Source organism: Bradyrhizobium sp. AT1 (assembly GCF_001590795.1).
Lineage (GTDB): Bacteria > Pseudomonadota > Alphaproteobacteria > Rhizobiales > Xanthobacteraceae > Bradyrhizobium.
The window spans coordinates 3,597,790-3,620,307 of record NZ_JXDL01000001.1 but is presented as its reverse complement, the minus strand read 5'-3'; the positions used below and the strand labels follow the sequence as shown (position 1 = coordinate 3,620,307).

19 protein-coding genes are annotated in these 22,518 nt (G+C 65.0%); 17 read left to right on the top strand and 2 right to left on the bottom strand.

The features are described from left to right. The first annotated feature begins 180 nt into the window (after window positions 1-180). The 14 genes from mobB (at window position 181) to SE92_RS16830 (ending at window position 14,408) form a co-directional block, all read left to right on the top strand. A complete protein-coding gene (mobB, locus tag SE92_RS16890; protein WP_063196778.1) occupies window positions 181-708 on the top strand; it encodes a molybdopterin-guanine dinucleotide biosynthesis protein B in 528 nt (175 codons plus the stop codon). Between the two features lie 9 nt (window positions 709-717). Beyond that, complete coding sequence (locus tag SE92_RS16885) at window positions 718-1,974, top strand: molybdopterin molybdotransferase MoeA (protein ID WP_063196777.1); 1,257 nt, start codon at window positions 718-720, stop codon at window positions 1,972-1,974. 44 nt (window positions 1,975-2,018) lie between these two features. Next, on the top strand, window positions 2,019-2,282 hold the full coding sequence (locus tag SE92_RS16880; protein ID WP_063196776.1) for a sulfurtransferase TusA family protein: 264 nt from the start codon (window positions 2,019-2,021) through the stop codon (window positions 2,280-2,282). Window positions 2,283-2,595: 313 nt separating this feature from the next. Then, the gene (locus SE92_RS16875) at window positions 2,596-4,251 is read left to right on the top strand and encodes an OFA family MFS transporter (protein WP_063196775.1); all 1,656 of its coding nucleotides are present in this window, start codon (window positions 2,596-2,598) and stop codon (window positions 4,249-4,251) included. A 93-nt stretch (window positions 4,252-4,344) separates the two neighbouring features. Beyond that, a complete protein-coding gene (locus SE92_RS16870) occupies window positions 4,345-4,620 on the top strand; it encodes a hypothetical protein (protein WP_063196774.1) in 276 nt (91 codons plus the stop codon). 149 nt (window positions 4,621-4,769) lie between these two features. Further along, window positions 4,770-6,473 carry an NADH-ubiquinone oxidoreductase-F iron-sulfur binding region domain-containing protein gene (locus SE92_RS16865; RefSeq protein ID WP_063196773.1) on the top strand — a complete coding sequence of 568 codons (1,704 nt, stop codon included), beginning with the start codon at window positions 4,770-4,772 and terminating at the stop codon, window positions 6,471-6,473. After that, window positions 6,470-9,238, top strand: a complete 2,769-nt coding sequence (fdhF, locus tag SE92_RS16860) for a formate dehydrogenase subunit alpha (protein WP_063196772.1) — start codon at window positions 6,470-6,472, stop codon at window positions 9,236-9,238. Before SE92_RS16865 ends, fdhF begins: the two co-directional genes overlap by 4 nt. Window positions 9,239-9,470: 232 nt before the next feature. After that, window positions 9,471-9,944 (top strand): Cys-tRNA(Pro) deacylase, encoded by a 474-nt coding sequence (gene ybaK, locus SE92_RS16855; protein ID WP_063196771.1) that lies wholly within the window; start codon window positions 9,471-9,473, stop codon window positions 9,942-9,944. A 16-nt stretch (window positions 9,945-9,960) separates the two neighbouring features. Then, window positions 9,961-10,086, top strand: a complete 126-nt coding sequence (locus SE92_RS37375; RefSeq protein ID WP_283806776.1) for a hypothetical protein — start codon at window positions 9,961-9,963, stop codon at window positions 10,084-10,086. Window positions 10,087-10,190: 104 nt separating this feature from the next. Continuing rightward, entirely contained in the window at window positions 10,191-10,634 is a 444-nt protein-coding gene (locus SE92_RS16850; RefSeq protein ID WP_063196770.1) for a hypothetical protein, read from the top strand. Continuing rightward, complete coding sequence (locus tag SE92_RS16845; RefSeq protein ID WP_063196769.1) at window positions 10,631-11,488, top strand: alpha/beta fold hydrolase; 858 nt, start codon at window positions 10,631-10,633, stop codon at window positions 11,486-11,488. Before SE92_RS16850 ends, SE92_RS16845 begins: the two co-directional genes overlap by 4 nt. 16 nt (window positions 11,489-11,504) lie before the next feature. Beyond that, window positions 11,505-12,701, top strand: coding sequence for an ABC transporter substrate-binding protein (locus tag SE92_RS16840; protein ID WP_063196768.1), 1,197 nt, complete (start codon window positions 11,505-11,507; stop codon window positions 12,699-12,701). Between the two features lie 61 nt (window positions 12,702-12,762). Then, window positions 12,763-13,644 carry an NAD(P)-dependent oxidoreductase gene (locus SE92_RS16835; RefSeq protein WP_063196767.1) on the top strand — a complete coding sequence of 294 codons (882 nt, stop codon included), beginning with the start codon at window positions 12,763-12,765 and terminating at the stop codon, window positions 13,642-13,644. Between the two features lie 8 nt (window positions 13,645-13,652). After that, window positions 13,653-14,408, top strand: coding sequence for an IclR family transcriptional regulator (locus SE92_RS16830; protein ID WP_063196766.1), 756 nt, complete (start codon window positions 13,653-13,655; stop codon window positions 14,406-14,408). Between the two features lies 1 nt (window position 14,409). On the opposite strand, the gene SE92_RS16825 is transcribed toward SE92_RS16830, so the two are convergent. Further along, a complete protein-coding gene (locus tag SE92_RS16825) occupies window positions 14,410-15,105 on the bottom strand; it encodes a GntR family transcriptional regulator (RefSeq protein ID WP_063196765.1) in 696 nt (231 codons plus the stop codon). 156 nt (window positions 15,106-15,261) lie between these two features. Between SE92_RS16825 and tcuA the strand changes: the two genes are divergently transcribed. Genes tcuA through tcuB form a run of 3 tightly spaced genes read left to right on the top strand, consistent with a single transcriptional unit; the run spans window position 15,262 to window position 18,812 of the window. Beyond that, entirely contained in the window at window positions 15,262-16,653 is a 1,392-nt protein-coding gene (gene tcuA, locus SE92_RS16820; protein WP_063196764.1) for an FAD-dependent tricarballylate dehydrogenase TcuA, read from the top strand. A 25-nt stretch (window positions 16,654-16,678) separates the two neighbouring features. Beyond that, on the top strand, window positions 16,679-17,707 hold the full coding sequence (locus SE92_RS16815; RefSeq protein WP_063196763.1) for an alpha/beta hydrolase: 1,029 nt from the start codon (window positions 16,679-16,681) through the stop codon (window positions 17,705-17,707). A 4-nt stretch (window positions 17,708-17,711) separates the two neighbouring features. Next, window positions 17,712-18,812, top strand: a complete 1,101-nt coding sequence (gene tcuB / locus SE92_RS16810; protein WP_063196762.1) for a tricarballylate utilization 4Fe-4S protein TcuB — start codon at window positions 17,712-17,714, stop codon at window positions 18,810-18,812. 173 nt (window positions 18,813-18,985) lie between these two features. Here the strand turns inward: tcuB and SE92_RS16805 are convergent, their stop codons facing one another. Continuing rightward, window positions 18,986-22,390, bottom strand: a complete 3,405-nt coding sequence (locus SE92_RS16805) for an acyl-[ACP]--phospholipid O-acyltransferase (protein WP_063196761.1) — start codon at window positions 22,388-22,390, stop codon at window positions 18,986-18,988. Window positions 22,391-22,518 lie beyond the last annotated feature (128 nt).

Sequence of the window (22,518 nt, the reverse complement as noted above, 5' to 3'; positions counted from 1 at the left end):
TCAAGCCGATATAAGCATGGGCGAGAATAGACAAATGCCTCTGTTCGTCATTGCGAGCGCAGCGAAGCAATCCAGAATCTTTCCGCGGCGGCAGTCTGGATTGCTTCGCTGCGCTCGCAATGACCGGTGAGGGACCTGAGGTTCCATCGGCTCGCGAGCCGATGGTGGAGATGGACGGTCATGAAAGTCATCGGCCTTGCGGGCTGGAGTGGGGCGGGCAAGACCACGCTGTTGGCGCGGCTGATCCCGCATTTCAACGCGCAAGGCCTGCGCGTCTCGGTGATCAAGCATGCGCACCACCAGTTCGACGTCGACGTACCCGGCAAGGATTCCTGGCGGCATCGCGAGGCCGGCGCCGCCGAGGTGCTGGTTGCTTCGTCGAATCGATGGGCCTTGATGCACGAACTTCGCGGCGCGGCGGAGCCGCTTCTGCCGGAACTATTGAGCAAGTTGTCCACGGTCGATCTCGTCGTGGTCGAGGGTTTCAAGCGCGAGCCGCATCGCAAGATCGAGGTGCATCGCGCCGCCAACGGCAAACCGCTGCTGTTTCCCGACGATCCCGGCATTGCCGGGATCGCGACCGACACCGCCATTGACACCCGGCTTCCGACTGTCCATCTCGACGACATCGCGGCGGCCGCGGCATTGCTGCTGCGCGCGGCGATGCCGGTCGAGGAAGCGGTTGCGAAGAGCGCCGCGAGACGCTGACGAGGCACCATGGCGCAACTCTCGGACGATTGCTTTGCCTTCGGCGGCCCGATGATGTCGGTCGACGAGGCCGTCGGTCTCATCACGACGCGCGTCAACGCCATCGCCGATCTGGAGACGGTGTCACTCGTCGATGCCGACGGGCGCGTGCTGGCGCGCGACGTCGCGGCGCCGCTGCCGTTGCCGCCGTTCACCAATTCGGCCGTCGACGGCTACGCCGTGCGCAATGCCGATCTTCCCGATCGCGCCGAGCAGGCGTTGCCGCTTGACGGCCGTATCCCGGCCGGCGGGCTTGCACAGGCACCGATCAAGCCCGGCCACACCGCGCGCATCTTCACGGGCGCGCCGATGCCGCCGGATGCCGAGACCGTCTTCATGCAGGAAGATGTCCGAGTCGATGAGGCCGGCAGGATCGTGCTGCCGCCGGGGCTGAAGCCTGGGGCCAATGTCCGTCCCGCCGGCGAGGACATCCCGCAGGGCCACATCGCGCTGCGCGCGGGCCAGCGCCTGCGGCCGCAGCACGTCGCGCTTGCCGCCGCGTTCGGGCTTGTCAGGCTCGACGTGGTCAGGCGCATTCGCATCGCGGTGTTCTCGACCGGCGACGAGCTGGCGTCCCCCGGCGAGCCGCGCGCCGCCTCGCAGCTGTTCGATTCCAACCGCTTCATGCTGATGGCGATGCTGCGCCGCCTCGGCTGCGAGGTCAGCGACCTCGGCATTCTCCGCGATGAGCGTGCTTCGCTTGCGAACGGCTTGAAGCAGGTTGCGGGGCGTCACGATCTGATCGTCACCACCGGCGGCGTCTCGACCGGCGAAGAGGATCACGTCAAGGCCGCGGTCGAGAGCATCGGCTCGCTGGTGCTGTGGCGGATGGCGATCAAGCCCGGCCGGCCCGTGGCGATGGGCATCATCGACGGCACGCCGCTGATCGGATTGCCCGGCAATCCGGTCGCGAGTTTCGTCACCTTCGTCCATGTCGTGCGGCCGACGGTGCTGGCGCTGGCGGGCGGCCTGCCCGAGCCGTTGACACCGATCCCGTTGCGCGCGGCGTTTACCTACAAGAAGAAGGTGGGCCGGCGGGAATATGTGCGCGTTTCCTTGCGGCGCGCGCAGGACGGCGAGCTCGAGGCGATCAAGTTTCCGCGCGAGGGAGCGGGGCTGTTGTCCTCGCTGGTCGAGACCGACGGCCTGGTCGAGCTCGGTGAGAGCATCACCGGCGTGGAGCCGGGACAGCGCGTAGGTTTCTTGTCCTATGCCGACCTGCTCTGACCGGCTGCGTTGACGTCATTCTCCGACCCCGCCATGTTGCGCGCATGACCAGAACGACGCTCGATCTCACCGGACTGAAATGCCCGCTGCCCGCCCTGAAGACACGCAAAGCCTTGAAGCCGTTGCAGCCCGGCGATCAGCTCGAAGTTCACTGCACCGACCCGCTGTCGGTGATTGACATCCCGAACCTGATCCGCGAGACGGGCGACACGGTGGAGATCACCGAGCGCAACGACGCGCGCATCGTGTTCCTGATAGAGAAAGCAAATGGTTCGATAGGTGATGCCAATGGTGCACCGCATTCGTGAGCGTTACCTCACTGATACCGACCATTTGTCTATCGACATCGATCATGGCTTCTGCCCAAATTGACTTTCTCCGTGCAGGCGCGGAGGTTGAGTCTTGTCTGCGATACGCGGATCAACGGGCCGATCACGAAGCCTGCACGTCGTATCGGGCATAGCGCCCCGCGCGAGGGGTTTACTAAGGATGCGCGTGACGATCCTGGCGCGCGTCGGATGATTGTGCGGGGCAGCAGGGGCAATTGTCTGCACCGCAATGAGCTGAGGAACAGGATAGTAGCGGCAGGCTGCTCAGAAGGGTGGCTTAGGGGAGGAATGCATGACTGCAATCGAAGGCGCTGGGACACTTTCAGGCGCTGGCGCGGGTTTTCTTGATCGCGAGCGGACCATCGCGACGGCCGGCTTCAATCGCTGGCTGGTGCCGCCGGCCGCGCTGTGCATCCATCTGTGCATCGGCATGGCCTACGGCTTCTCGGTGTTCTGGCTGCCGTTGTCGCGCGCGATCGGTTTGACCGCGCCGAAGGCCTGCCCCGACATGTCGCTGTGGCAGGAGCTGTTCACGACCAGCTGCGACTGGAAGGTCGCCAGCATGGGATGGATGTACACCCTGTTCTTCGTGCTGCTGGGTATCGCGGCTGCGGTCTGGGGCGGCTGGCTGGAGCGCGTGGGGCCGCGCAAGGCGGGCTTCGTGTCGGCGCTCTGCTGGTGCGGCGGTCTCTTCCTCGGTGCGATCGGCGTTTACACCCATCAACTTTGGCTGTTGTGGCTCGGTTCGGGCGTGATCGGCGGTATCGGTCTCGGCCTCGGCTACATCTCCCCGGTGTCGACGCTCGTCAAATGGTTCCCCGACCGCCGCGGCATGGCGACCGGCATGGCGATCATGGGCTTCGGCGGTGGCGCCATGATCGGCGCGCCGCTGGCGAACCTCTTGATGAACTACTTCAAGAGCCCGACCTCGGTCGGCGTCTGGGAGACCTTCGTCGCGATGGGCGTCATCTACTTCGTGTTCATGATGATCGGCGCGTTCCGCTATCGCCTGCCGCCGCCCGGCTGGCAGCCCGAGGGCTGGACCCCGCCGGTCAAGGCCAACGCGATGATCTCGAAGAACAACGTCCATCTCAACGACGCGCACAAGACGCCGCAGTTCTGGCTGATCTGGTGGGTGCTCTGCCTGAACGTGTCGGCGGGTATCGGCGTGATCGGCATGGCCTCGCCGATGCTGCAGGAGATCTTCGCGGGCAAGCTGATCGGCCTGCCCGACGTCGGCTTCAACGCGCTCGATGCCGGACAGAAGGCGCAGATCGCCGCGATCGCCGCAGGCTTCGCCGGATTGCTGTCGCTGTTCAACATCGGCGGCCGCTTCTTCTGGGCGTCGCTGTCGGACAAGATCGGACGCAAGAACACCTACTACACGTTCTTCATCCTCGGCATCGTGCTCTACGCGTTGGCGCCGACCTTCGCGGCGATGGGCTCGAAGCTGCTGTTCGTGCTCGGCTTCGGCATCATCCTGTCGATGTATGGCGGCGGCTTCGCGACCGTGCCGGCCTATCTGGCCGACATGTTCGGTACCCAGTTCGTCGGCGCCATCCATGGCCGGCTGCTGACCGCGTGGTCGACGGCGGGCATCATCGGCCCCGTCGTGGTGAACTACATCCGCGAGTTCCAGCTCGCGGCCGGCGTTCCGCGCGACCAGCTCTACAACACCACCATGTACATCCTCTGCGCCATGCTGATCGCGGGCCTGATCTGCAACTACCTGATCAAGCCGGTCGATTCGAAGTGGCACATGAAGGAGGCCGATGTGGCCAAGCTGCAGGCGGCGAGCGCCAGCGCTGCGGCTGCGGGGCCGCACGGCTCTTACGGTATCGGCTTTGGCGGCCTCGACGCCAAGGCGGCGCTGTTCTGGGCCTTCGTCGGCATTCCCCTGGCTTGGGGTGTCTGGAAGACGCTGGAGAGCGCGGTCAAGATTTTCTGATCGCTGTCGACACGGTCGCGGGATGCCGATGGTCGGCGTCCCGCGACATTCGTCTTTCAAGAATCATCGCGAATGGGACCTAGGGGGATTTTCATGTTTCGCACCCGTATCTGCCTCGCCGCCATGCTGCTGGCCGCGGGCATCCACGCCGCATCGGCACAGACTGCGACTACACCGGCTGCACCCACTGCGACGACCGAAGCCAAGCCCGGCAAGATCAAGCTCACGATGCAGAAGCTGAAGGACATGAAGGCCAAGTGGGCGGCCAACAAGCCGAAGCTGAAGACCTGCCGCGCCGAGGTGAAGTCCAAGGGCCTCGCCGGTGACGACCGCTGGTTCTACATCGAAGAGTGCATGAACAAGAGCTGAGGCGGCGCACGATCGAGTTCGATGGGGGCATGGGGCTGGTTGGCCGCATGCCCCTTAAACGCTTATTGGAACATGAGAATTTTCTTGGCATTTGGCATGCCAAAGGCTAGGGTTGGACTTGTTCTAAAGAAGGGCTACGAGATTCATCGATGAGCCATGACGTGCATCAGGTCCGCTCGTTCGAACACCCGGGCGAGGGACGCAAGCGAGCCAAGGCCACGCCCAAGGGGCGGCAGGTCGATCCCACCGCCGCGCACGAGATCGAGCAGCTGCTCGGCGACAGGCCACGGCGGCGCGATCTGTTGATCGAATATCTGCACCTGATCCAGGACAAATATCACCAGATCTCGGCCGCGCATCTCGCTGCGCTCGCCGACGAGATGAAGCTCGCCTTCGCCGAAGTGTTTGAGACCGCGACGTTCTACGCGCATTTCGACGTGGTGAAGGAGGGCGAGCCCGACATCGCGCCGCTGACGATCCGCGTCTGCGATTCGCTGACCTGCGCGATGCTCGGCGGTGAGAAGCTGCTCGAGGACTTGCAGAGTGCATCGGGTCCCGGCATCCGCGTCGTGCGTGCGCCTTGCGTCGGGCGTTGCGACACCGCGCCGGCTGCCGAAGTCGGCCACCACTTCGTCGATCATGCGACGGTTGCCAACGTGATGGCCGCCGCGAAGGCCGGCGATACCCACGCGCATCTGCCCAAATATATCGACTACGACGCCTATGTCGCCGGCGGCGGCTATAAGCTGCTGGCTCGTCTGCGCTCGGGCGAGCTGTCGACGGACGATCTTTTGAAGTCGCTCGACGACGCTTCGCTGCGCGGTCTCGGCGGCGCCGGCTTCCCGACGGGACGCAAATGGCGCGCGGTGCTGGGCGAGCCCGGTCCGCGCCTGATGGCGATCAATGGCGACGAGGGCGAGCCCGGCACGTTCAAGGATCGCTATTACCTCGAAACCGATCCGCATCGCTTCATCGAAGGCATGCTGATCGGCGCGCATGTGGTGCAGGCCTCCGACGTCTACATCTATCTGCGCGACGAATATCCGGCCTCGCGCGAGATCCTGGAGCGCGAGATCGCAAAGCTGCCGCCGGGCGGCCCGACGCTTCACATGCGCCGCGGCGCAGGCGCTTACATCTGCGGCGAGGAATCCTCGCTGCTGGAAAGCATCGAGGGCAAGCGCGGCCTGCCCCGGCACAAGCCGCCTTATCCGTTCCAGGTCGGCCTGTTCGGCCTGCCGACGCTGATCAACAACATCGAGACGCTGTGGTGGGTGCGCGACATCGTCGAAAAGGGCGCCGACTGGTGGAAGGGCCATGGCCGTCATGAACGGCATGGCCTGCGCAGCTTCTCGGTCTCGGGCCGCGTCAAGAATCCCGGGATGAAGCTCGCCCCTGCGGGCATCACCGTGCGCGAGCTGATCGACGAATATTGCGGTGGCATGGCCGACGGCCATCAGTTCTACGCGTATTTGCCCGGCGGCGCGTCCGGCGGCATCCTGCCGGCCTCGATGGACGACATCCCGCTCGATTTCGGCACGCTGGAGAAATACGGCTGCTTCATCGGATCGGCCGCCATCGTGATCCTGTCGCAAAAGGACAGCGTGCGCGCGGCGGCGCTGAACCTGATGAAATTTTTCGAGGACGAGAGTTGCGGCCAGTGCACGCCGTGCCGGGTCGGAACCCAGAAGGCGGCGCAGCTGATGCAGCAGCCGGTCTGGAACCGCGCTCTCCTGGAGGAATTGAGCCAGGCGATGCGCGATGCCTCGATCTGCGGGCTCGGACAGGCGGCATCGAATCCGCTGGCCACCGTGATCAAATATTTCCCTGACGAGTTCAAGGAAGCGGCCGAATGACGAAGATTACGTTCGAGCTCGACGGCAAGCAGGTCGAGGCCCAACCCGGCGAGACCATCTGGCAGGTCGCAAAGCGGCAGGGCCGCGAGATCCCGCATCTGTGCTATTCGCCAGCGCCCGACTATCGCCCCGACGGCAATTGCCGCGCCTGCATGGTCGAGATCGAGGGCGAGCGCGTGCTTGCGGCGTCCTGCAAGCGCACGCCGTCCGTCGGCATGAAGGTGAAGACGGAATCCGCGCGTGCAGTGTCGGCGCAGAAAATGGTGATGGAACTGCTCGTCGCCGACCAGCCGGCGCGCGAGACCAGCCACGATCCGGATTCGAAATTCTGGCACTGGGCCGAGACCACTGGAGTCACCGAGAGCCGCTTCCCCGCCGCCGAGCGCTGGACCACCGACGCCAGCCATCCGGCGATGCGCGTCAACCTCGATGCCTGCATCCAGTGCGGCCTGTGCGTGCGCGCCTGCCGCGAGGTCCAGGTCAACGACGTCATCGGCATGGCCTATCGCAGCCACGGCTCGAAGATCGTGTTCGACTTCGACGATCCCATGGGCGAGTCGACCTGCGTTGCCTGCGGCGAATGCGTGCAGGCCTGTCCGACCGGCGCGCTGATGCCGGCGGTGATGCTGGATGAGAAGCAGACCCGCGTCACCTATGCCGACAGGAAGGTGGATTCGCTCTGCCCGTTCTGCGGCGTCGGCTGCCAGGTCACCTACGAGGTCAAGGACGAGAAGGTGATCTACGCGGAGGGCCGCGACGGTCCCGCCAATCACAATCGTCTTTGCGTCAAGGGCCGCTTCGGCTTCGACTACATCCACCATCCGCATCGCCTGACCAAGCCGCTGGTTCGGCTGCCGAATGCGAAGAAGGATGCCAACGATCAGGTCGATCCGGCCAATCCCTTCACCCATTTCCGCGAAGCGAGCTGGGAGGAAGCGCTCGACATCGCCGCCAAGGGCCTCGTCAAGATCCGCGACGAGAAGGGCGTAAAGGCGCTGGCCGGCTTCGGCTCGGCCAAGGGCTCCAATGAGGAGGCTTATCTGTTCCAGAAGCTGGTGCGCACCGGCTTCGGCTCGAACAATGTCGATCATTGCACCCGTCTGTGCCACGCCTCTTCGGTGGCGGCGCTGTTCGAAGGCCTGAGCTCCGGCGCGGTGTCGGCGCCGTTCGCTGCCGCGATGGATGCCGAAGTGATCATCGTGATCGGCGCCAACCCGACCGTGAACCATCCGGTCGCCGCGACCTTCATCAAGAACGCGGTCAAGCAGAATGGCGCCAAGCTGTTCGTGATGGATCCGCGCCGCCAGACGCTGTCGCGCCACGCGACCAAGCATCTGCAGTTCAAGCCCGGCTCCGACGTCGCCATGCTGAACGCGATGATCAACACGATCATCACCGAAGGCCTGACCGACGACCAGTACATCGCCGGCTACACCGAAGGCTTCGAGGACCTCAAGGAGAAGATCAAGGAGTTCACGCCGGAGAAGATGGAAGCGATCTGCGGCATCCCCGCCCAGACGCTGCGCGAGGTTGCCCGGACGTATGCCCGCGCAAAATCGTCGATCATCTTCTGGGGCATGGGCATCAGCCAGCACGTCCACGGCACCGACAATGCGCGCTGCCTGATCGCGCTGGCGCTGATCACCGGCCAGGTCGGCCGTCCCGGCACCGGCTTGCATCCGCTGCGCGGTCAGAACAACGTGCAGGGCGCCTCCGACGCCGGCCTGATCCCGATGTTCCTGCCGGACTACCAGCCGGTCGGTCGCGACGATCTGCGCGGGAGCTTCGAGAAGCTCTGGCAGCAGGATCTCGATCCCGTCCGCGGCCTGACCGTGGTCGAGATCATGAACGCGATCCACGCCGGCGAGATCACGGGCATGTATATCGAGGGCGAGAACCCCGCGATGTCCGATCCGGATCTGCAGCACGCGCGACACGCGCTCGCCATGCTCGATCATCTCGTGGTGCAGGATCTCTTCGTCACCGAAACCGCGTTCCACGCCGACGTGATCCTGCCCGCCTCGGCCTTCGCCGAGAAGGAAGGCTCCTTCACCAACACCGATCGGCGCGTGCAGCTCGCGCGCCAGGTGATCAAGCCGCCGGGCGATGCGCGGCAGGATCTCTGGATCATCCAGGAGATCGGCAAGCGCATGGGCCTGCCCTGGAATTACGCCGGTCCCGGCGACGTCTTCACCGAGATGGCGGAGCTGATGCCCTCGCTGAAGAACATCACCTGGGATCGCCTGGTGCGCGAAGGTGCGGTGACCTATCCGGTCGATGCGCCCGACAAGCCCGGCAACGAGATCATCTTCACCACGGGCTTCCCGACCGCGAGCGGCCGCGGCAAGATCGTGCCGGCCAAGGTGATCCCGCCGGACGAGATTCCGGACGACGAATATCCCATGGTGCTGTCGACCGGCCGCGTGCTGGAGCATTGGCACACCGGCTCGATGACGCGCCGCGCCCAGGTGCTCGACCAGATCGAGCCTGAGGCGGTGGCCTTCATGTCGCCGAAGGATATGCGCAAGAAGAAGCTGGCGCCCGGCGATTTCATTCGCCTGGAGACCCGCCGCGGCGCGGTCGAAGTCAAGGTCCGCTCCGACCGCGACGTGCCGGAGAACATGGTGTTCATGCCGTTCTGCTACGCGGAGGCAGCGGCGAACCTGCTCACCAACCCGGCGCTCGATCCATTCGGCAAGATCCCGGAATTCAAGTTCTGCGCGGCCAGGGCTGAGCGGGCGGAGATGCGGGACGCGGCGGAGTAGCGAACGCCGCCGGCATTAGGTGGCACAGCTGTCGTCCCGGCGAACGCCGGGACCCATACCGCGTGATCTCCCGTTGCGGACGGACGTGGTACCGAACAACGAGTCTTCGCCTAACTGCTCCCTGGGGTTATGGGTCCCTGCTTTCGCAGGGACGACATTGAGGGTGTAGCGGGCGGTCGTACCCACCTCGTCGCCGCTTCGCTCCCCGCGATGACGGTGGTAGATATCACCCATGTCCAAAGTCACTCCAGCCACCCGCGCGCTCACCGCCGCCGGCGTCGCCTTTACCGTCAACACCTACGACTACGATCCTGACGCCGAGAGCATCGGCCTCCAGGCCGCCGCCGCGCTCGGTGAAGACCCGGGGCGCGTCCTCAAGACGCTGATGGCGCTGGTGGACGGCAAGCCGGTCTGCGTCGTCGTTCCGTCCGACCAGGAAGTCTCGATGAAGAAGCTTGCGGCGGCCGCGGGCGGCAAGTCGGCGCAGATGATGAAGCCGGCCGAGGCCGAGCGTGTCACCGGCTACAAGGTCGGCGGCATCAGCCCGTTCGGGCAGCGCAAGCCCGTGCAAACCGTGATCGAGCAGAGCGCGCTCGCGCATGATCTCGTCTATATCAATGGTGGCCAGCGCGGCCTGCAGGTGCGGCTCAAGCCTGCCAACGTAAGAGACGTCGTGAAAGCGGTCGTTGCGGACGTGCTGGCGTAACGGCCATGGGGGCGGGATGATCAGGCGGCCAGTGCTGCTGTGCTTCGCGATCCTGCCCGGAGCTGCCGGCGAGGCGGATGAAATCAATCAGATGACGGCGCTCGTCGCGCTCACCGCCGATCGCACGGCCAGCAGGACCTGAAGCTCTCCGAGGTCGTGCACTTGAGTTCGCTCACCAGCCCTGTATAGAAGTACAACAGAAATAGAATACTGTTCTATCTAGTAGAACAGCAGGGAGTGCGAACGATGGAGTCCGAACGTATCCGTCAAGATCACGGCTCGCCGGTGCCCTTCAAGCCGGAAACGGTCACCGCGGCTTTCAAAACGATTCCCGATTTACTGGCCCGCGATGAAGCGTTGATCGCCCGTGGCCGCTCGCTCGACGTGGATTGCCAGCTCGGGCCGAGCACGCAGCCATTTCACCTGGCCATTCGGGCCGGACGGATCGTGGATATGATTCCGGCGCCGGTACTGATGCGCTCCTGGCGCTTCTCCTATCGCGCGACGCCCGCTGCCTTCGCCGCCCATTGGCAGAAGATGCCGCCCGCGGGCTGGCACGATCTCCTGGCCCTGACCAAGCGCGGGCAGGCAACCCTCGAAGGCGATCTGCATCCCTTCATGACACATCTTCAGTATTTCAAGGATCTGCTGGCTCTGCCCAGGCGGAACGGTTTTGGAGGCCTGTCATGAGCGGCTTCATCGAGCCGATCGTCGGTCGCTACCTGCATGTCGAGATCGAAGGCGAAATCAACCGGATCTATTTCGAGGAAAACGGCAGCGGCATTCCGTTGGTCTGTCTGCACACCGCCGGCTCGGACGCGCGGCAGTGGCGTCATCTGCTCGTGGATGACGAGTTCACCAGGGATTTTCGTGTCATCGCCTTCGACATGCCGTGGCACGGCAAGTCCAATCCGCCCGACAGCCAATATGGCAGCGAATACCGGCTGACGACGGCGAGCTATACCGCGACCATTCGCGCGTTCTGCAACGCGCTCGGATTGGATCGGCCGGTGGTGATGGGCTGCTCGATCGGCGGCCGCATCGTGCTCAATCTCGCCATCGAACATGCGCGCGAATTCCGCGCCTTGGTCGGGCTGGAGGCGGCGGACTTCCAGCAACCCTGGTACGACACGGCATGGCTGAACCGGCCCGACGTCCATGGCGGCGAGGTCTGCGCTGCCCTGGTATCGGGATTGATCGCGCCGAATGGTCCGGAAGTCGCGCGTCATGAGACGCTGTGGGGCTACAAGCAGGGCGGCCCAGGCATCTTCAAGGGCGATCTTTACTTCTATCGCGTCGACGGCGATCTGCGCGGACGCACCGGCAACATCGACGTCAATGCGTGTCCGCTCTATCTCCTCACCGGCGAGTACGATTTCTCCTGCACGCCGGAGGACACGCTGCGCACCGCCGCCGGCATTCCCGGCGCGAAGGCGACCGTGATGGAGCGGCTCGGACATTTTCCAATGAGTGAAAATCCAGAGCAGTTCCGGCGCTACATCGCGCCGGTTCTGCAAGACATCCTCGATAAGCAAAGATTGTAAACGGGAGGCGTAAGTTATGAAGTTGCGTTGGATGATGGCGGCCGTTCTGGCCGCGCAAACGAGTGCGGCATTCGCAGCCGACAATGTCATCAGGATCGGCGTGCTCAACGACCAGTCCGGCGTGTTCGCCGACAATGGCGGACGCGGCTCGATTGCCGCGGCAAAGCTCGCGGCGGAGGATTTCGGCAATGAGCTGCTCGGCAAGAAGATCGAGATCGTCTCGGCCGACCACCAGAACAAGCCGGACATCGCGGCGGCCACCGCGCGAAAATGGTTCGACAATGAGGGCGTCGACATGATCGCGGACGGCGCGGCGTCCTCGGCCGGCTTTGCCATCCTCGAAGTCGCCAAGCAGAAGAACAGGATCTTCGTCATCTCCGGCCCCGGCTCGTCCGATTTCACGGGCAAGTCCTGTTCCCCGGTGAGCTTCCACTTCAACTACGACACCTACGCGCTGTCGAAGCTGACCAGCGATGCAATCACGCGCGCCGGCGGCAAGACCTGGTATTTCGTGACCGCCGACTATGCCTTCGGCCACGCGCTGCAGCGCGACGCCACCAAGTTCATCGAGACGGCGGGCGGCAAGGTGATCGGCTCGGCTGCGCATCCGCTCGGCACCGCCGACTTTGCCTCATTCCTGTTGCAGGCGCAGGGCTCGAAAGCCGACGTCGTCGGCCTCGCGACATCGGGCGCGGACGTGCAGACCGCGATCAAGCAAGCAGGTGAATTCGGCATCGTCGAGGGCGGCCAGAAGCTGGCCGGTCTGCTCGTGTTCATCACCGACGTGAATTCGCTCGGGCTGAAAGTGACACAGGGCCTGCAGGTGACGACCTCGTTCTACTGGGACCTCAACGATCAAACCCGGGCCTGGTCGAAGCGCTATGCCGGCCTGATGGACGGCAAGGTCGCCAGCATGGTGCAGGCCGGGGTCTATAGCGGGGTCCACCACTACCTCGCCGCCGTGAAAGCAGCCGGTACGACTGATGCGACGGCGGTGGCCGCCAAGATGCACGAGCTGAAGGTGAACGACATGTACAACAAGGATGTCGTCATCCGCCCCGACGGGCGCGTGCTGCACACCATGCATCTCGTGCAGGTGAAGAAGCCCGAGGAGTCCAAGTACAAGTATGACTACTATCGGGTCGTCAGCTCCAAGCCGGGCGAAGAGGTGTTCCGGCCCATGAGCGAAGGCGGTTGCCCGCTGGTGAAGTAAGTGGGGCGGCCGGGCGGGACCGCCATCCGCCCGGCCGCGGGATTTTGAGGGAGAGTACGGAATGTCCGGTTCAATCGGGTTCATCGGTCTCGGCGTCATGGGCGAGCCGATCTGTCGCAACCTGCTGCGCAAGAGCGGGCGAACGGTCCTTGCGTTTGACCTTGCCGCTGAGCCATTGGCGCGCATCGCGGCTGATGGTGCGACGGCGACGACATCGATCGCGGATGTCGTCGGCGGCAGCGAGACGATATTCCTGTGCCTGCCCAGTGCCAGGCACGTGATGTCGGTATTCGCCGGCATCTTGCCGGCCATCAAGCGCGGCCAGACCGTGATTGACCTCGGCACCTCTGACGTCGGTCAGACCCGGTCGTTCGCCGAGCAACTCGCCGCGAAGGGCGCGCTCTGGATCGATGCACCGATCGCGCGCACACGCCAGGCCGCGCAGGACGGCACCCTCAGCGTCATGGTCGGCGCGACGGCGGAGCAGTTCGCGGAGGTTGAGCCGCTGATCCGGCATTTCGCCTCCGATGTCACACTCTGCGGCGGAACCGGCGCGGGCCAGGTGACGAAGATCCTCAACAACATGGTGCTGTTCGAGACCGTCAACGCGCTGGCGGAGGCCGTCGCGCTCGCCAAGCACAGCGGCGTCGAGCCGAAGCTGCTGCTGGAGACGCTGTCGAAAGGCTCGGCGGACAGCTTTGCCCTGCGCAACCACGGCATGAAGGCGATTGTCGCCAAAGAGTTTCCGCTGCGGGCCTTCTCGACTGAATATGCCATGAAGGATCTCTCCTACGCGCTGGAGCTGGGTGCGCAGGCCGGGCTGAATCTGCGCGGCGCGGCGCTGATGCGCGAGATCTTCCAGGAGACGATCGACAAGGGCATGGGGGATGCGTATTTTCCCGTCATCGCAAAGCTGATCGATCCCTCCGGATTTCCTCAATAGGAGACGACATGCCTTCGCCCGGCGTCGCAGCCGTCGACCGCGCTCTGAGCATCCTGGCGGCCTTCGAGGATGCGCCGGAGCCGATGACGCTGGCAGAGCTCGCCCGGCGCACCAAGATGTACAAAAGCACGCTGCTGCGGCTGATGACGTCGCTGCAGGAATTCGGCTATCTCGTCCAGTTCGCCGACGGACGCTACCATCTTGGCCCGACGCCGTTCCGTCTCGGTGCCGTCTATCAGCGCAGCAACAATCTGCATGACCGGGTCATGCCGCTGTTGCGGCAACTCGTGGCCGACGGCACCGAAAGCCCCTCGTACCACGTGAGGCATGACGCCAAGCGCAGGCTCTGCGTCTTCCGCGTCGATTCCCAGCATTCGACGCTCGACCGGGTCGAGGCAGGCATGCTGCTGCCGCTCGACCGCGGTGCGGCCGGCCGGGTCATCCTCGCCTTCGACGGCGAAAAAGGCGAGGGCCATGACGAGATTCGCGAGGACTGCATCGCCGTGTCCTTCGGCGAGCGTGATCCTGATTGCGCCGGGCTGGCCTGCCCGGTGTTCGGTCCCGGCGGAAAATGCGTCGGCGCGTTGTCGCTCTCGGGGCCGAAGCCGCGGTTCACGCGCGACAACATCAAGACGATGACGTCGCTGCTGCTGAAGGCCGCTGTCCGGCTGACGCGCGCGCTGGGCGGGCCGACTGAAGCTCTCGATGCTGCGCTGGCCCGCGCGGCCGACGATGCGCGTGCTCCGCGCCGGGCACGACGGTAGCCTACTGCTTCTGCAGCAGCTTCAGCCGGCAGCGCAGCGCCTCGCGGATATGCGCGCGCGCAAGCTGCTCGGCCTTGTCGCCGTCGCGCGCGGCGATGGCTTCGATGATGGCCTGATGCTCGGCGTGGCTGGTCGAGGGGCGACCCGATACGGTGAAGGTGGTCGGGCCGAGCAGGGCGATCCAGTCCTGCAATTCCCGTGAAGCGTTGTCGAGATAGCGATTGCGCGCGGCGCGGCAGATCGCTTCATGGAAGGCGCGGTTCAGCCTTGCCCTTTCTCTTGCCATCTCGGCGGCGTCCGTCGTCGAGGCCTCGACAAAAGCCTGCTCGATGTCTCGGAGCGCGTCGATCTCGGGCGGCGAGGCATGTTCGGCGGCAAGGCGCGCCGCGGCACCCTCCATGATCTCGCGCATGGCGTAGAGCTCGAGCACCTCCGAGATGTCGAGGTCGCGGACGATCACGCCGCGGCCGCCGGCGGGCTCGACAAAGCCGCGTGCGGCGAGCCGGCCCAACGCTTCGCGCACCGGCGTGCGGCTGACCTTCAGCCGCTGCGCGACCTCTTCCTCGCGCAGGCGGTCGCCGGCGCGGTAGCTGCCGGCCTGCAGCGCTTCGCACAGCGAGCGGAATACGGCTTCGCCCAGCGCAATGCCGCCGCTCCGCACGATCGGTCCGCCTGCCTTTGCCGGGCGTCTGGCCATTTGTCCTCGGAACGCAAAGCGCATCCTGCCCATGCGAAGATGGCGCTTGTCCCGCCAATGTATATCTTTGTATACAAAAGTACGCAATGGCGGCCTGGTTGACCGCGGCCGCCGGCGCGCAGAATGTCTCCAACTTCGTCGCATCGGGCGGACGGCATGAGCAGCAAATACGACGTGCTGGTGATCGGCGGCGGCAACGCGGCGCTGTGCGCGGCGATCGCGGCGCGGCGCGGCGGCGCGTCCGTGCTGGTGCTCGAAGGCGCGCCGAAGTTCTATCGCGGCGGCAACACTCGCCACACCCGCAACATGCGCTGCGCCCATGACGCCGCCACCGAAATCCTGACAGGTCCCTACACCGAGGAGGAATTTTGGGAGGATCTCTTGCGCGTCACCGGCGGGCAGACCGACGAGGTGCTCGCGCGGCACATGATCCGGGAGTCCAAGGACATTTTGAACTGGATCGTGGAGCAGGGCGTGCGATGGCAGCCCTCGCTCGGTGGCACGCTGAGCCTCGGCCGCACCAATTCGTTCTTCCTCGGCGGCGGCCGCGCGATGCTGAACGCGCTCTATCTGACCGCCGAACGGCTCGGCGTCGATGTCGAATATGATGCCGAGGTCACTGACCTCGTGATCGAGGACGGCATGTTCCTGGCCGCGCGCCTCAAGCGGCCGGTCAAGGGCGAGACCGAGATCCGCGCGACCTCGCTGGTCGCGGCCGCCGGCGGGTTCGAGGCCAATATCGAATGGCTCAAGCAATATTGGGGCGAGGCTGCCGACAATTTCCTGATCCGCGGCACGCCCTACAATCGCGGCTCCATTTTGAAGATGCTGCTCGACAAGGGCGTGCAGCAGGTCGGCGATCCCACCCAGTGCCATGCGGTCGCGATCGACGCCCGCGCGCCGAAATTCGACGGCGGCATCATCACACGGCATGACTCCGTCGTGTTCGGGATCGTCGTCAACAAGCACGCTGAGCGATTCTACGACGAAGGCGAGGACATCTGGCCGAAGCGCTACGCCATCTGGGGCAGGCTGGTCGCGGCGCAACCCGATCAGATCGCCTACATCATCTTCGATTCCACGGTCGTCACCAGTTTCATGCCGACCTTGTTCCCGCCGATCGCCGGGCAAACAATTGCCGAGCTTGCCGGCAAGCTCGAGCTCGATCCGGCCGCGCTGGAAAAGACCATCACAGAATTCAACGCCGCGGTGCGGCCCGGCACCTTCGACCACACCATCCTGGATGATTGCGTGACCGAGGGCATCACGCCACCCAAGACGCATTGGGCGCGCAGGATCGAGACGCCGCCTTATCTCGCTTATCCGGTGCGGCCCGGCATCACCTTCACCTATCTCGGCACGCGCGTGACCAAGGAGGCGCGGATGCTGATGGCTGACGGCAAGCCGTCCGCCAACATGTTCGCGGCCGGCGAGATCATGGCCGGCAACGTGCTCGGCAAGGGCTATGCCGCCGGCATGGGCATGACCATCGGCAGCGTGTTCGGACGGATCGCGGGGCGGGAAGCGGCACGTCATGCGAAAAACTAGAACGAAGAAAAGTCAGGGAGGAACCATGTCGCGCATTGCCATCGCTTCGCTCACGGCGCTGCTGATCGCAGGTCACGCCCACGCCGCCGAGCCGATTACCCTGCGCGACATGGGTTCGTTCCATGTCGGCGGGCGTCTCGTCGAGATCTCCGGCAAGCCGGTGAGGGAGGTCGTGTTCACGCCCGGTGGTGTGCCGGCCAAGGTCGATCCCAACGGCACCTATCAGGTCGAGCAGATGTATGTGCAATATTTCCTGCCGGCCAACGAGAAGGGCGCCTATCCGCTGCTGATGTGGCATGGCGGCGGGTTGACTGGCGTCACCTACGAGACCACGCCGGACGGACGTGAAGGATGGCTCAATTACTTCCTGCGCAAGGGCTGGGCGGTCTACAATTCCGACGCGGTGGAGCGTGGGCGCGCGGGCTGGGCGCAATACCCCGACATCTTCAAGAGCGAGCCGGTCTTCCTCACCACGGCCAATCCGTTCGAGCGTTTCCGCATCGGCGAAGGGCCGGGCTCCTACGATCCCGATCCCGCCAAGCGAAAGCTGTTGCCGGGCAACCAGTTTCCAGTCGAGGGCTATGAGAACTTCGTCAAGCAGAACGTGCCGCGCTGGACCACGACGGACGATGCGACCGTCGCCGCCTATATCGCCGAGCTCGATCGTGTCGGCCCCTCGGTGATCCTGTTCCACAGCCAGGCCGGCAGCTTCGGCTTCAAGGTCGCGCAGGCCCGGCCCGACAAGGTCAAGGCGCTGATCGCGATCGAGCCAGCCGGCATCGGCGATCCCGCCAAGGCGGATGTGCTGAAGTCCATTCCGACCCTCGTCATCTATGGCGACTATATCGAGCGCGATTCACGCTGGCCCAAGATCCGCGCCAATGGCATCGCCTTTGCCGATGCCATCAAGACGGCCGGCGGCAGCGTCGACGTCGTCGACCTCCCGCAGGTCGGCATCAAGGGCAATTCGCATATGGTGATGATGGACAAGAACAACCTCGAGGTCGCCGCCCTGATCCAGAAATGGCTCGAGGGCAAAGGCCTGACGAAGTAGCGCCATGCACGGAACCAGAATTTTGGACGAAGCCGACCGCCTGATGACGGTCTGCAATTCCTGTCGCTACTGCGAAGGTCTCTGCGCGGTGTTTCCCGCCATGGAGATGCGCCGCGCCTTCTCCGACGGCGACCTCAACTATCTCGCCAATCTCTGCCATGGCTGCGGCGCCTGCTATGTCGACTGCCAGTTCTCCCCGCCGCACGAATTCAATGTCAACGTCCCCAAGACGCTCGCGGTCGCACGCGCCGAATCCTATGCGGCCTATGCCTGGCCGGGCGCGCTGTCCGGCGCCTTCGCCCGCAACGGGCTCGTCATCAGCATCATCGCCGCGCTCAGCATGGCGGCCTTCATCCTCGGCTTCGCCGCCCTCAATGATCGCAACGTGCTGTTCGGTGTGCACACCGGCCCCGGTGCGTTCTACAGACTGATGCCGCATAACGCGATGGCCGCATTGTTCAGCGCTGCCTTCCTCTATGCTGTTCTGGCCCTGGTCATGAGCGTGCGCGCCTTCTGGCGAGACATCGGTCCGCCAATCGGCGGCCGCGCCGACGGCGGCTCGATTGTCCAGGCGATCCGCGACGCCGGTGAGCTGCGCTATCTCCATGGTGGCGGCGTCGGCTGCTACAACGAGGACGACAAGCCGACCGACCGGCGCAAGCTCTATCACCACCTGACGTTCTACGGCTTCATCCTGTGCTTTGGCGCGACGTCGGTGGCGACGCTTTACCACTATCTGCTCGGCCGCGAGGCGCCGTATCCGTGGTGGGACCTGCCCGTGGTGCTCGGCACGCTCGGCGGCATCGGCCTGATCATTGGCCCGATCGGCCTGCTTACGGCCAAGCTGCGGCGAGATCCCGCTCTGCTCGACGAGCTCAGCTACGGCATGGATGTCGGCTTCATCGCCATGCTGTTCCTGACCGGGCTGACGGGCATGCTGCTTCTGCTCCTGCGCGAGACCTCTGCCATGGGGCCGCTTCTGGCGCTGCATCTCGGCGCCGTGTTCGCGCTGTTCATCACCATGCCCTATGGCAAGTTCGTGCACGGCATTTACCGCTTCGCGGCGCTGGTGCGTTATGCGCAGGAGCGACGGACGGCGGCGTGAACATGATGGGATTGGGTTAGTCGTTAACGACGGATGTGGCTCCCTCTCCCGCCCGCGGGAGAGGGCCGGGGAGAGGGTGTCAACATGATGGGACAATCTCCTAGAGGAGAAAGCCCTCACCCGCGCATTCGGCGTGACCTCTCCCGCAAGCGGGAGAGGTGAACGAGCCGCGCTTACGCCACCTCGCGCTCCGGCGCGGAGGCTTGCTCGCGGGCCATCGTCGTGGCGGTGACGTAGTCGGTCTTGCCGGTGCCGAGCAGCGGCACCTTGTCGACCACCATGATCGCCGCGGGGACGGTGAGCTCGGACGCGCCGATCGTCTTGGCCTGGGCCTGCATCGCGCTGCGCTCGGCGGTCTTCTCCGTCGTCAGCAGCACGATGCGCTCGCCCTTGCGCTGGTCGGGGATCGACACGGCGATCGATCCGGCCTGCGGCCACAGCGTGGTCGCGATGGCTTCGACGGCCGATAGCGAGACCATCTCGCCTGCGATCTTGGCAAAGCGCTTGGCGCGACCCTTGATGGTGATGAAGCCGGCGGCGTCGATCGCCACGATGTCGCCGGTGTCGTGCCAGCCCTCGGGAAGCTTTTCGAGCACGCCGGGATTCTCGGCCCTGAGGTAACCAAGCATAACGTTCGGCCCGCGCACCGAGAGGCGGCCGCCTTCCTCGATGCCGGGGACCGGATCGAGGCGGCTTTCCATCAGCGGCGAGAGGCGGCCGACGGTACCGGGGCGATTGGCCATCGGCGTGTTCATCGCCAGCACCGGCGCGGTCTCGGTGACGCCATAGCCTTCGAGGATGCGAATACCATAGCGCTCCATGAACACCTGGCGCGTGCGGTCCTTGACCGCCTCGGCGCCGGCGATCACGAGGCGCAGCGTGCGGAAGTCGTAGGCATGCGCCGAGCGGGCATAGCCGGTGAGGAACGTATCTGTGCCGAACAGTATGGTGGCGCCGGTCTGGTAGATCAGCTCGGGCACGATCCGGTAGTGCAGCGGCGAAGGGTACATGTAGATCGGAATGCCCGCGAGCATCGGCATCATCATTCCGCCCGTGAGCCCGAACGAATGGAACACCGGCAGCACGTTGAACACCTTGTCATTGGCGTTGGCATCGACCCGCGCCAGCGCCTGCGCCGCGTTGGCGAGGATGTTGCGATGGGACAGCACCACGCCCTTGGGCGTGCCTTCCGAACCCGACGTGAACAGCACGACGGCGGGATCGTTGGCCTGGCGGACGACGCGGGGCGTCGTGCCGGCGAGCAGGCCCTTGATCTTGTCGGCGACGCCGATCGAGGCGCGGACGTCTTCGAGATAGACCACGCGTGCCTCCGCGGAGATCGCGGCCATCAGCTTGTCGAGCTTGCCCTTCTCGATGAACGCCTTCGAAGTCAGCACGGTCTTGACCTGCGCGGCCTTCATGGCGGCCAGCACGTTGACCGGGCCGGCGGAGAAGTTGAGCATCGCCGGCACCCGGCCGATATTCTGCAGCGCCATGAAGACGACGGCGACGCCGGCGGAATTCGGCAGCAGCACGCCGACATTCTCGCCGACGGCAGTCCCGTTCTCCAGCTTGCGGCTCAAGACCTGCGCGCCGAGGATCAGCTTGCGATAGGTCAGCTTGGTGCCGAGGGCGTCCTCGATGATGACCTTGCCGGTGTCGCGGTCGCGATAGGCGTGGCCGAGCGCCTCGAACAGCGAGTGGTCGAGCATGGCGTTCTTCACCATGGCATCGATCATCACGTCCTGGAGCGCGGCACCGGCGGCATTGCGGCGCGCCTTGCCCTTCAGCGCGGCGTCGACCGGCAGCTTGACCGGCGGCAGGATGGTGACCGTCACCCGCGGAAACCACGAGCGCTTGATCTGGCTGGAATTGAGGTAGCTGAGATGCGAGCGCTGCGCGCCTTCGATGCGCACCGGCACGACCACGGCGTCGGCCTTGTCGGCAATCATTGCGGTGCCGTCATAGACCTTCATCAGCGATCCGGAGACGGTGATGCGTCCTTCCGGGAAGATCACCACGGGCTCGCCGGCGGCGACCAGCTTGATCAGGTCGCGCGCGGCCAGCGGCTTGGTCGGGTCCATGGTGTAGTGCTTGACGACGCGCAGGAACGGCTTGGCCCACCAGGCCTTGGCGATGCCGGTATCGACCGCAAAGCTTGCATCGATCGGCAGCACGGCGTGCAGCAGCGGACCGTCGATCAGGCTGACATGGTTCGGCGCGATCAGCATGCGGGTGCCCAGCGGCGGCAGGTTTTCCAGCCCGCGCACCTCGGTGCGGAACAGCGCGCGGAACAGGAGCCCGCCGAAATCGCGCACGCCTTCCTTGCCCCATTTGGTCAGCACGAACCACACCGCGCCGAAGCTGGCGACGCCGAGCCCGAAGAAGATCCAGCCGATATGGAGGCCCGCCGCCTGCAGCAGCGCGACGAACAGCGAGCCGACCACCATGAAGGCAGCCTGCAGCACGTTGCCGGCGGCGATGATACGGGCGCGCTCGTTGGGCGCCGACCAGGCCTGGACGGCGGCGAAGGAGGGGACGACGAACAGGCCGCCGCCGAATGCGAAGGCGACGAAATCGGCCAGCATGCGCAGGCCCGCGAACGAGGTCGCGAAACCGGACGCGGTGATGTCCTGGCCCTTGGCGGTCACGGCGATCGCGAAGGCGAGATCGAGGCCGGCAAAGCCCATGATGATCGCGCCGATCGGCACCAGCGCGAGGTTCGGGCGAACGTGGCTGAGGCTGGCTGCGAACAGCGAGCCGATCGCGATGCCGATCGCAAAGATCGCAAGGCACAGCGTCACCACGCCCTCGGTGCCGCCCACGACCTCCTTCACCAGCGCCGGCAGCAGCGACAGCACGATGGCGCCGACCAGCCAGAACCAGGAGACGATCACGGTGCCGTCCCAAAGCCGATGGTCGGCATGCAACGTCCTGAGAAGGCTCACCGTCGAGGTCCAGGGATTGCCATCGACGGGCAGCTCGGGCGCGGAGGGCGTGGTCTGCGGAATCCGGGACGCGAACGCCCAGGACAGCAGGGCCAGCACGACCACGGCGGATGCGACCCAGCCCATATGCGCGGAGCCGGCGACGAACTGGCCGCCGGCGACGGTGCCGAGCAGGATGGCCATGAAGGTCGCGCCCTCCACCAGGGCGTTGCCGGTCGCGAGCTCGCCGAGCTCGAGCTGGTCCGGCAGCATGGCGTATTTCACCGGCCCGAACAGTGCGGCGATGACGCCGAACAAAGCGAGCGCCGCGAACAGCAGCGGCACCGAGTGCAGGAAGAAGCCGGCGGCAGCAAAGCCGGCGGCGAAGATCTCGGCGAATTTGAGCCGCCGTGCGACGACAGATTTGACGTATTTGTCGGCGAGCTGGCCACCGAGCCCGGACAGGATGAAATAGGGGAAGATGAAGACGGCGCCAGCCACCGTCACCAGGGCATCGCCGTGGCCGGTCGCGGCACTGTAAAGCAGGATGATGACGAGTGCGTTCTTGAGCACGTTGTCATTGAGCGCCGAGAAGAATTGCGCCCAGAACAGCGGCGCAAAGCGGCGTGACGACATCAATTCCCTGATCATGACGAGTCCTGTTGTAGAAAAGCAGCCTGAGATTGTTGCGTTGTCTGTGAAGCGTCACGACCGGAAGCGCATGGGAAGAACGATCGCACGGCGAGGATGTCGCCAGCCTGTTCTGTCCCCTCGGTTCC

What these genes read in the sequence shown, in the direction of transcription:
- SE92_RS37375 (WP_283806776.1), top strand. Translation starts at nt 9,961, where the DNA reads ATGATCAGGCGGCCAGTGCTGCTGTGCTTCGCGATCCTGCCCGGAGCT.
- SE92_RS16840 (WP_063196768.1), top strand. Translation starts at nt 11,505, where the DNA reads ATGAAGTTGCGTTGGATGATGGCGGCCGTTCTGGCCGCGCAAACGAGT.
- SE92_RS16830 (WP_063196766.1), top strand. Translation starts at nt 13,653, where the DNA reads ATGCCTTCGCCCGGCGTCGCAGCCGTCGACCGCGCTCTGAGCATCCTG.
- SE92_RS16875 (WP_063196775.1), top strand. Translation starts at nt 2,596, where the DNA reads ATGACTGCAATCGAAGGCGCTGGGACACTTTCAGGCGCTGGCGCGGGT.
- SE92_RS16850 (WP_063196770.1), top strand. Translation starts at nt 10,191, where the DNA reads ATGGAGTCCGAACGTATCCGTCAAGATCACGGCTCGCCGGTGCCCTTC.
- tcuA (WP_063196764.1), top strand. Translation starts at nt 15,262, where the DNA reads ATGAGCAGCAAATACGACGTGCTGGTGATCGGCGGCGGCAACGCGGCG.
- SE92_RS16885 (WP_063196777.1), top strand. Translation starts at nt 718, where the DNA reads ATGGCGCAACTCTCGGACGATTGCTTTGCCTTCGGCGGCCCGATGATG.
- mobB (WP_063196778.1), top strand. Translation starts at nt 181, where the DNA reads ATGAAAGTCATCGGCCTTGCGGGCTGGAGTGGGGCGGGCAAGACCACG.
- SE92_RS16815 (WP_063196763.1), top strand. Translation starts at nt 16,679, where the DNA reads ATGTCGCGCATTGCCATCGCTTCGCTCACGGCGCTGCTGATCGCAGGT.
- SE92_RS16805 (WP_063196761.1), bottom strand. Translation starts at nt 22,390, where the DNA reads ATGATCAGGGAATTGATGTCGTCACGCCGCTTTGCGCCGCTGTTCTGG.
- SE92_RS16870 (WP_063196774.1), top strand. Translation starts at nt 4,345, where the DNA reads ATGTTTCGCACCCGTATCTGCCTCGCCGCCATGCTGCTGGCCGCGGGC.
- SE92_RS16835 (WP_063196767.1), top strand. Translation starts at nt 12,763, where the DNA reads ATGTCCGGTTCAATCGGGTTCATCGGTCTCGGCGTCATGGGCGAGCCG.
- SE92_RS16825 (WP_063196765.1), bottom strand. Translation starts at nt 15,105, where the DNA reads ATGGCCAGACGCCCGGCAAAGGCAGGCGGACCGATCGTGCGGAGCGGC.
- fdhF (WP_063196772.1), top strand. Translation starts at nt 6,470, where the DNA reads ATGACGAAGATTACGTTCGAGCTCGACGGCAAGCAGGTCGAGGCCCAA.
- tcuB (WP_063196762.1), top strand. Translation starts at nt 17,712, where the DNA reads ATGCACGGAACCAGAATTTTGGACGAAGCCGACCGCCTGATGACGGTC.
- ybaK (WP_063196771.1), top strand. Translation starts at nt 9,471, where the DNA reads ATGTCCAAAGTCACTCCAGCCACCCGCGCGCTCACCGCCGCCGGCGTC.
- SE92_RS16880 (WP_063196776.1), top strand. Translation starts at nt 2,019, where the DNA reads ATGACCAGAACGACGCTCGATCTCACCGGACTGAAATGCCCGCTGCCC.
- SE92_RS16845 (WP_063196769.1), top strand. Translation starts at nt 10,631, where the DNA reads ATGAGCGGCTTCATCGAGCCGATCGTCGGTCGCTACCTGCATGTCGAG.
- SE92_RS16865 (WP_063196773.1), top strand. Translation starts at nt 4,770, where the DNA reads ATGAGCCATGACGTGCATCAGGTCCGCTCGTTCGAACACCCGGGCGAG.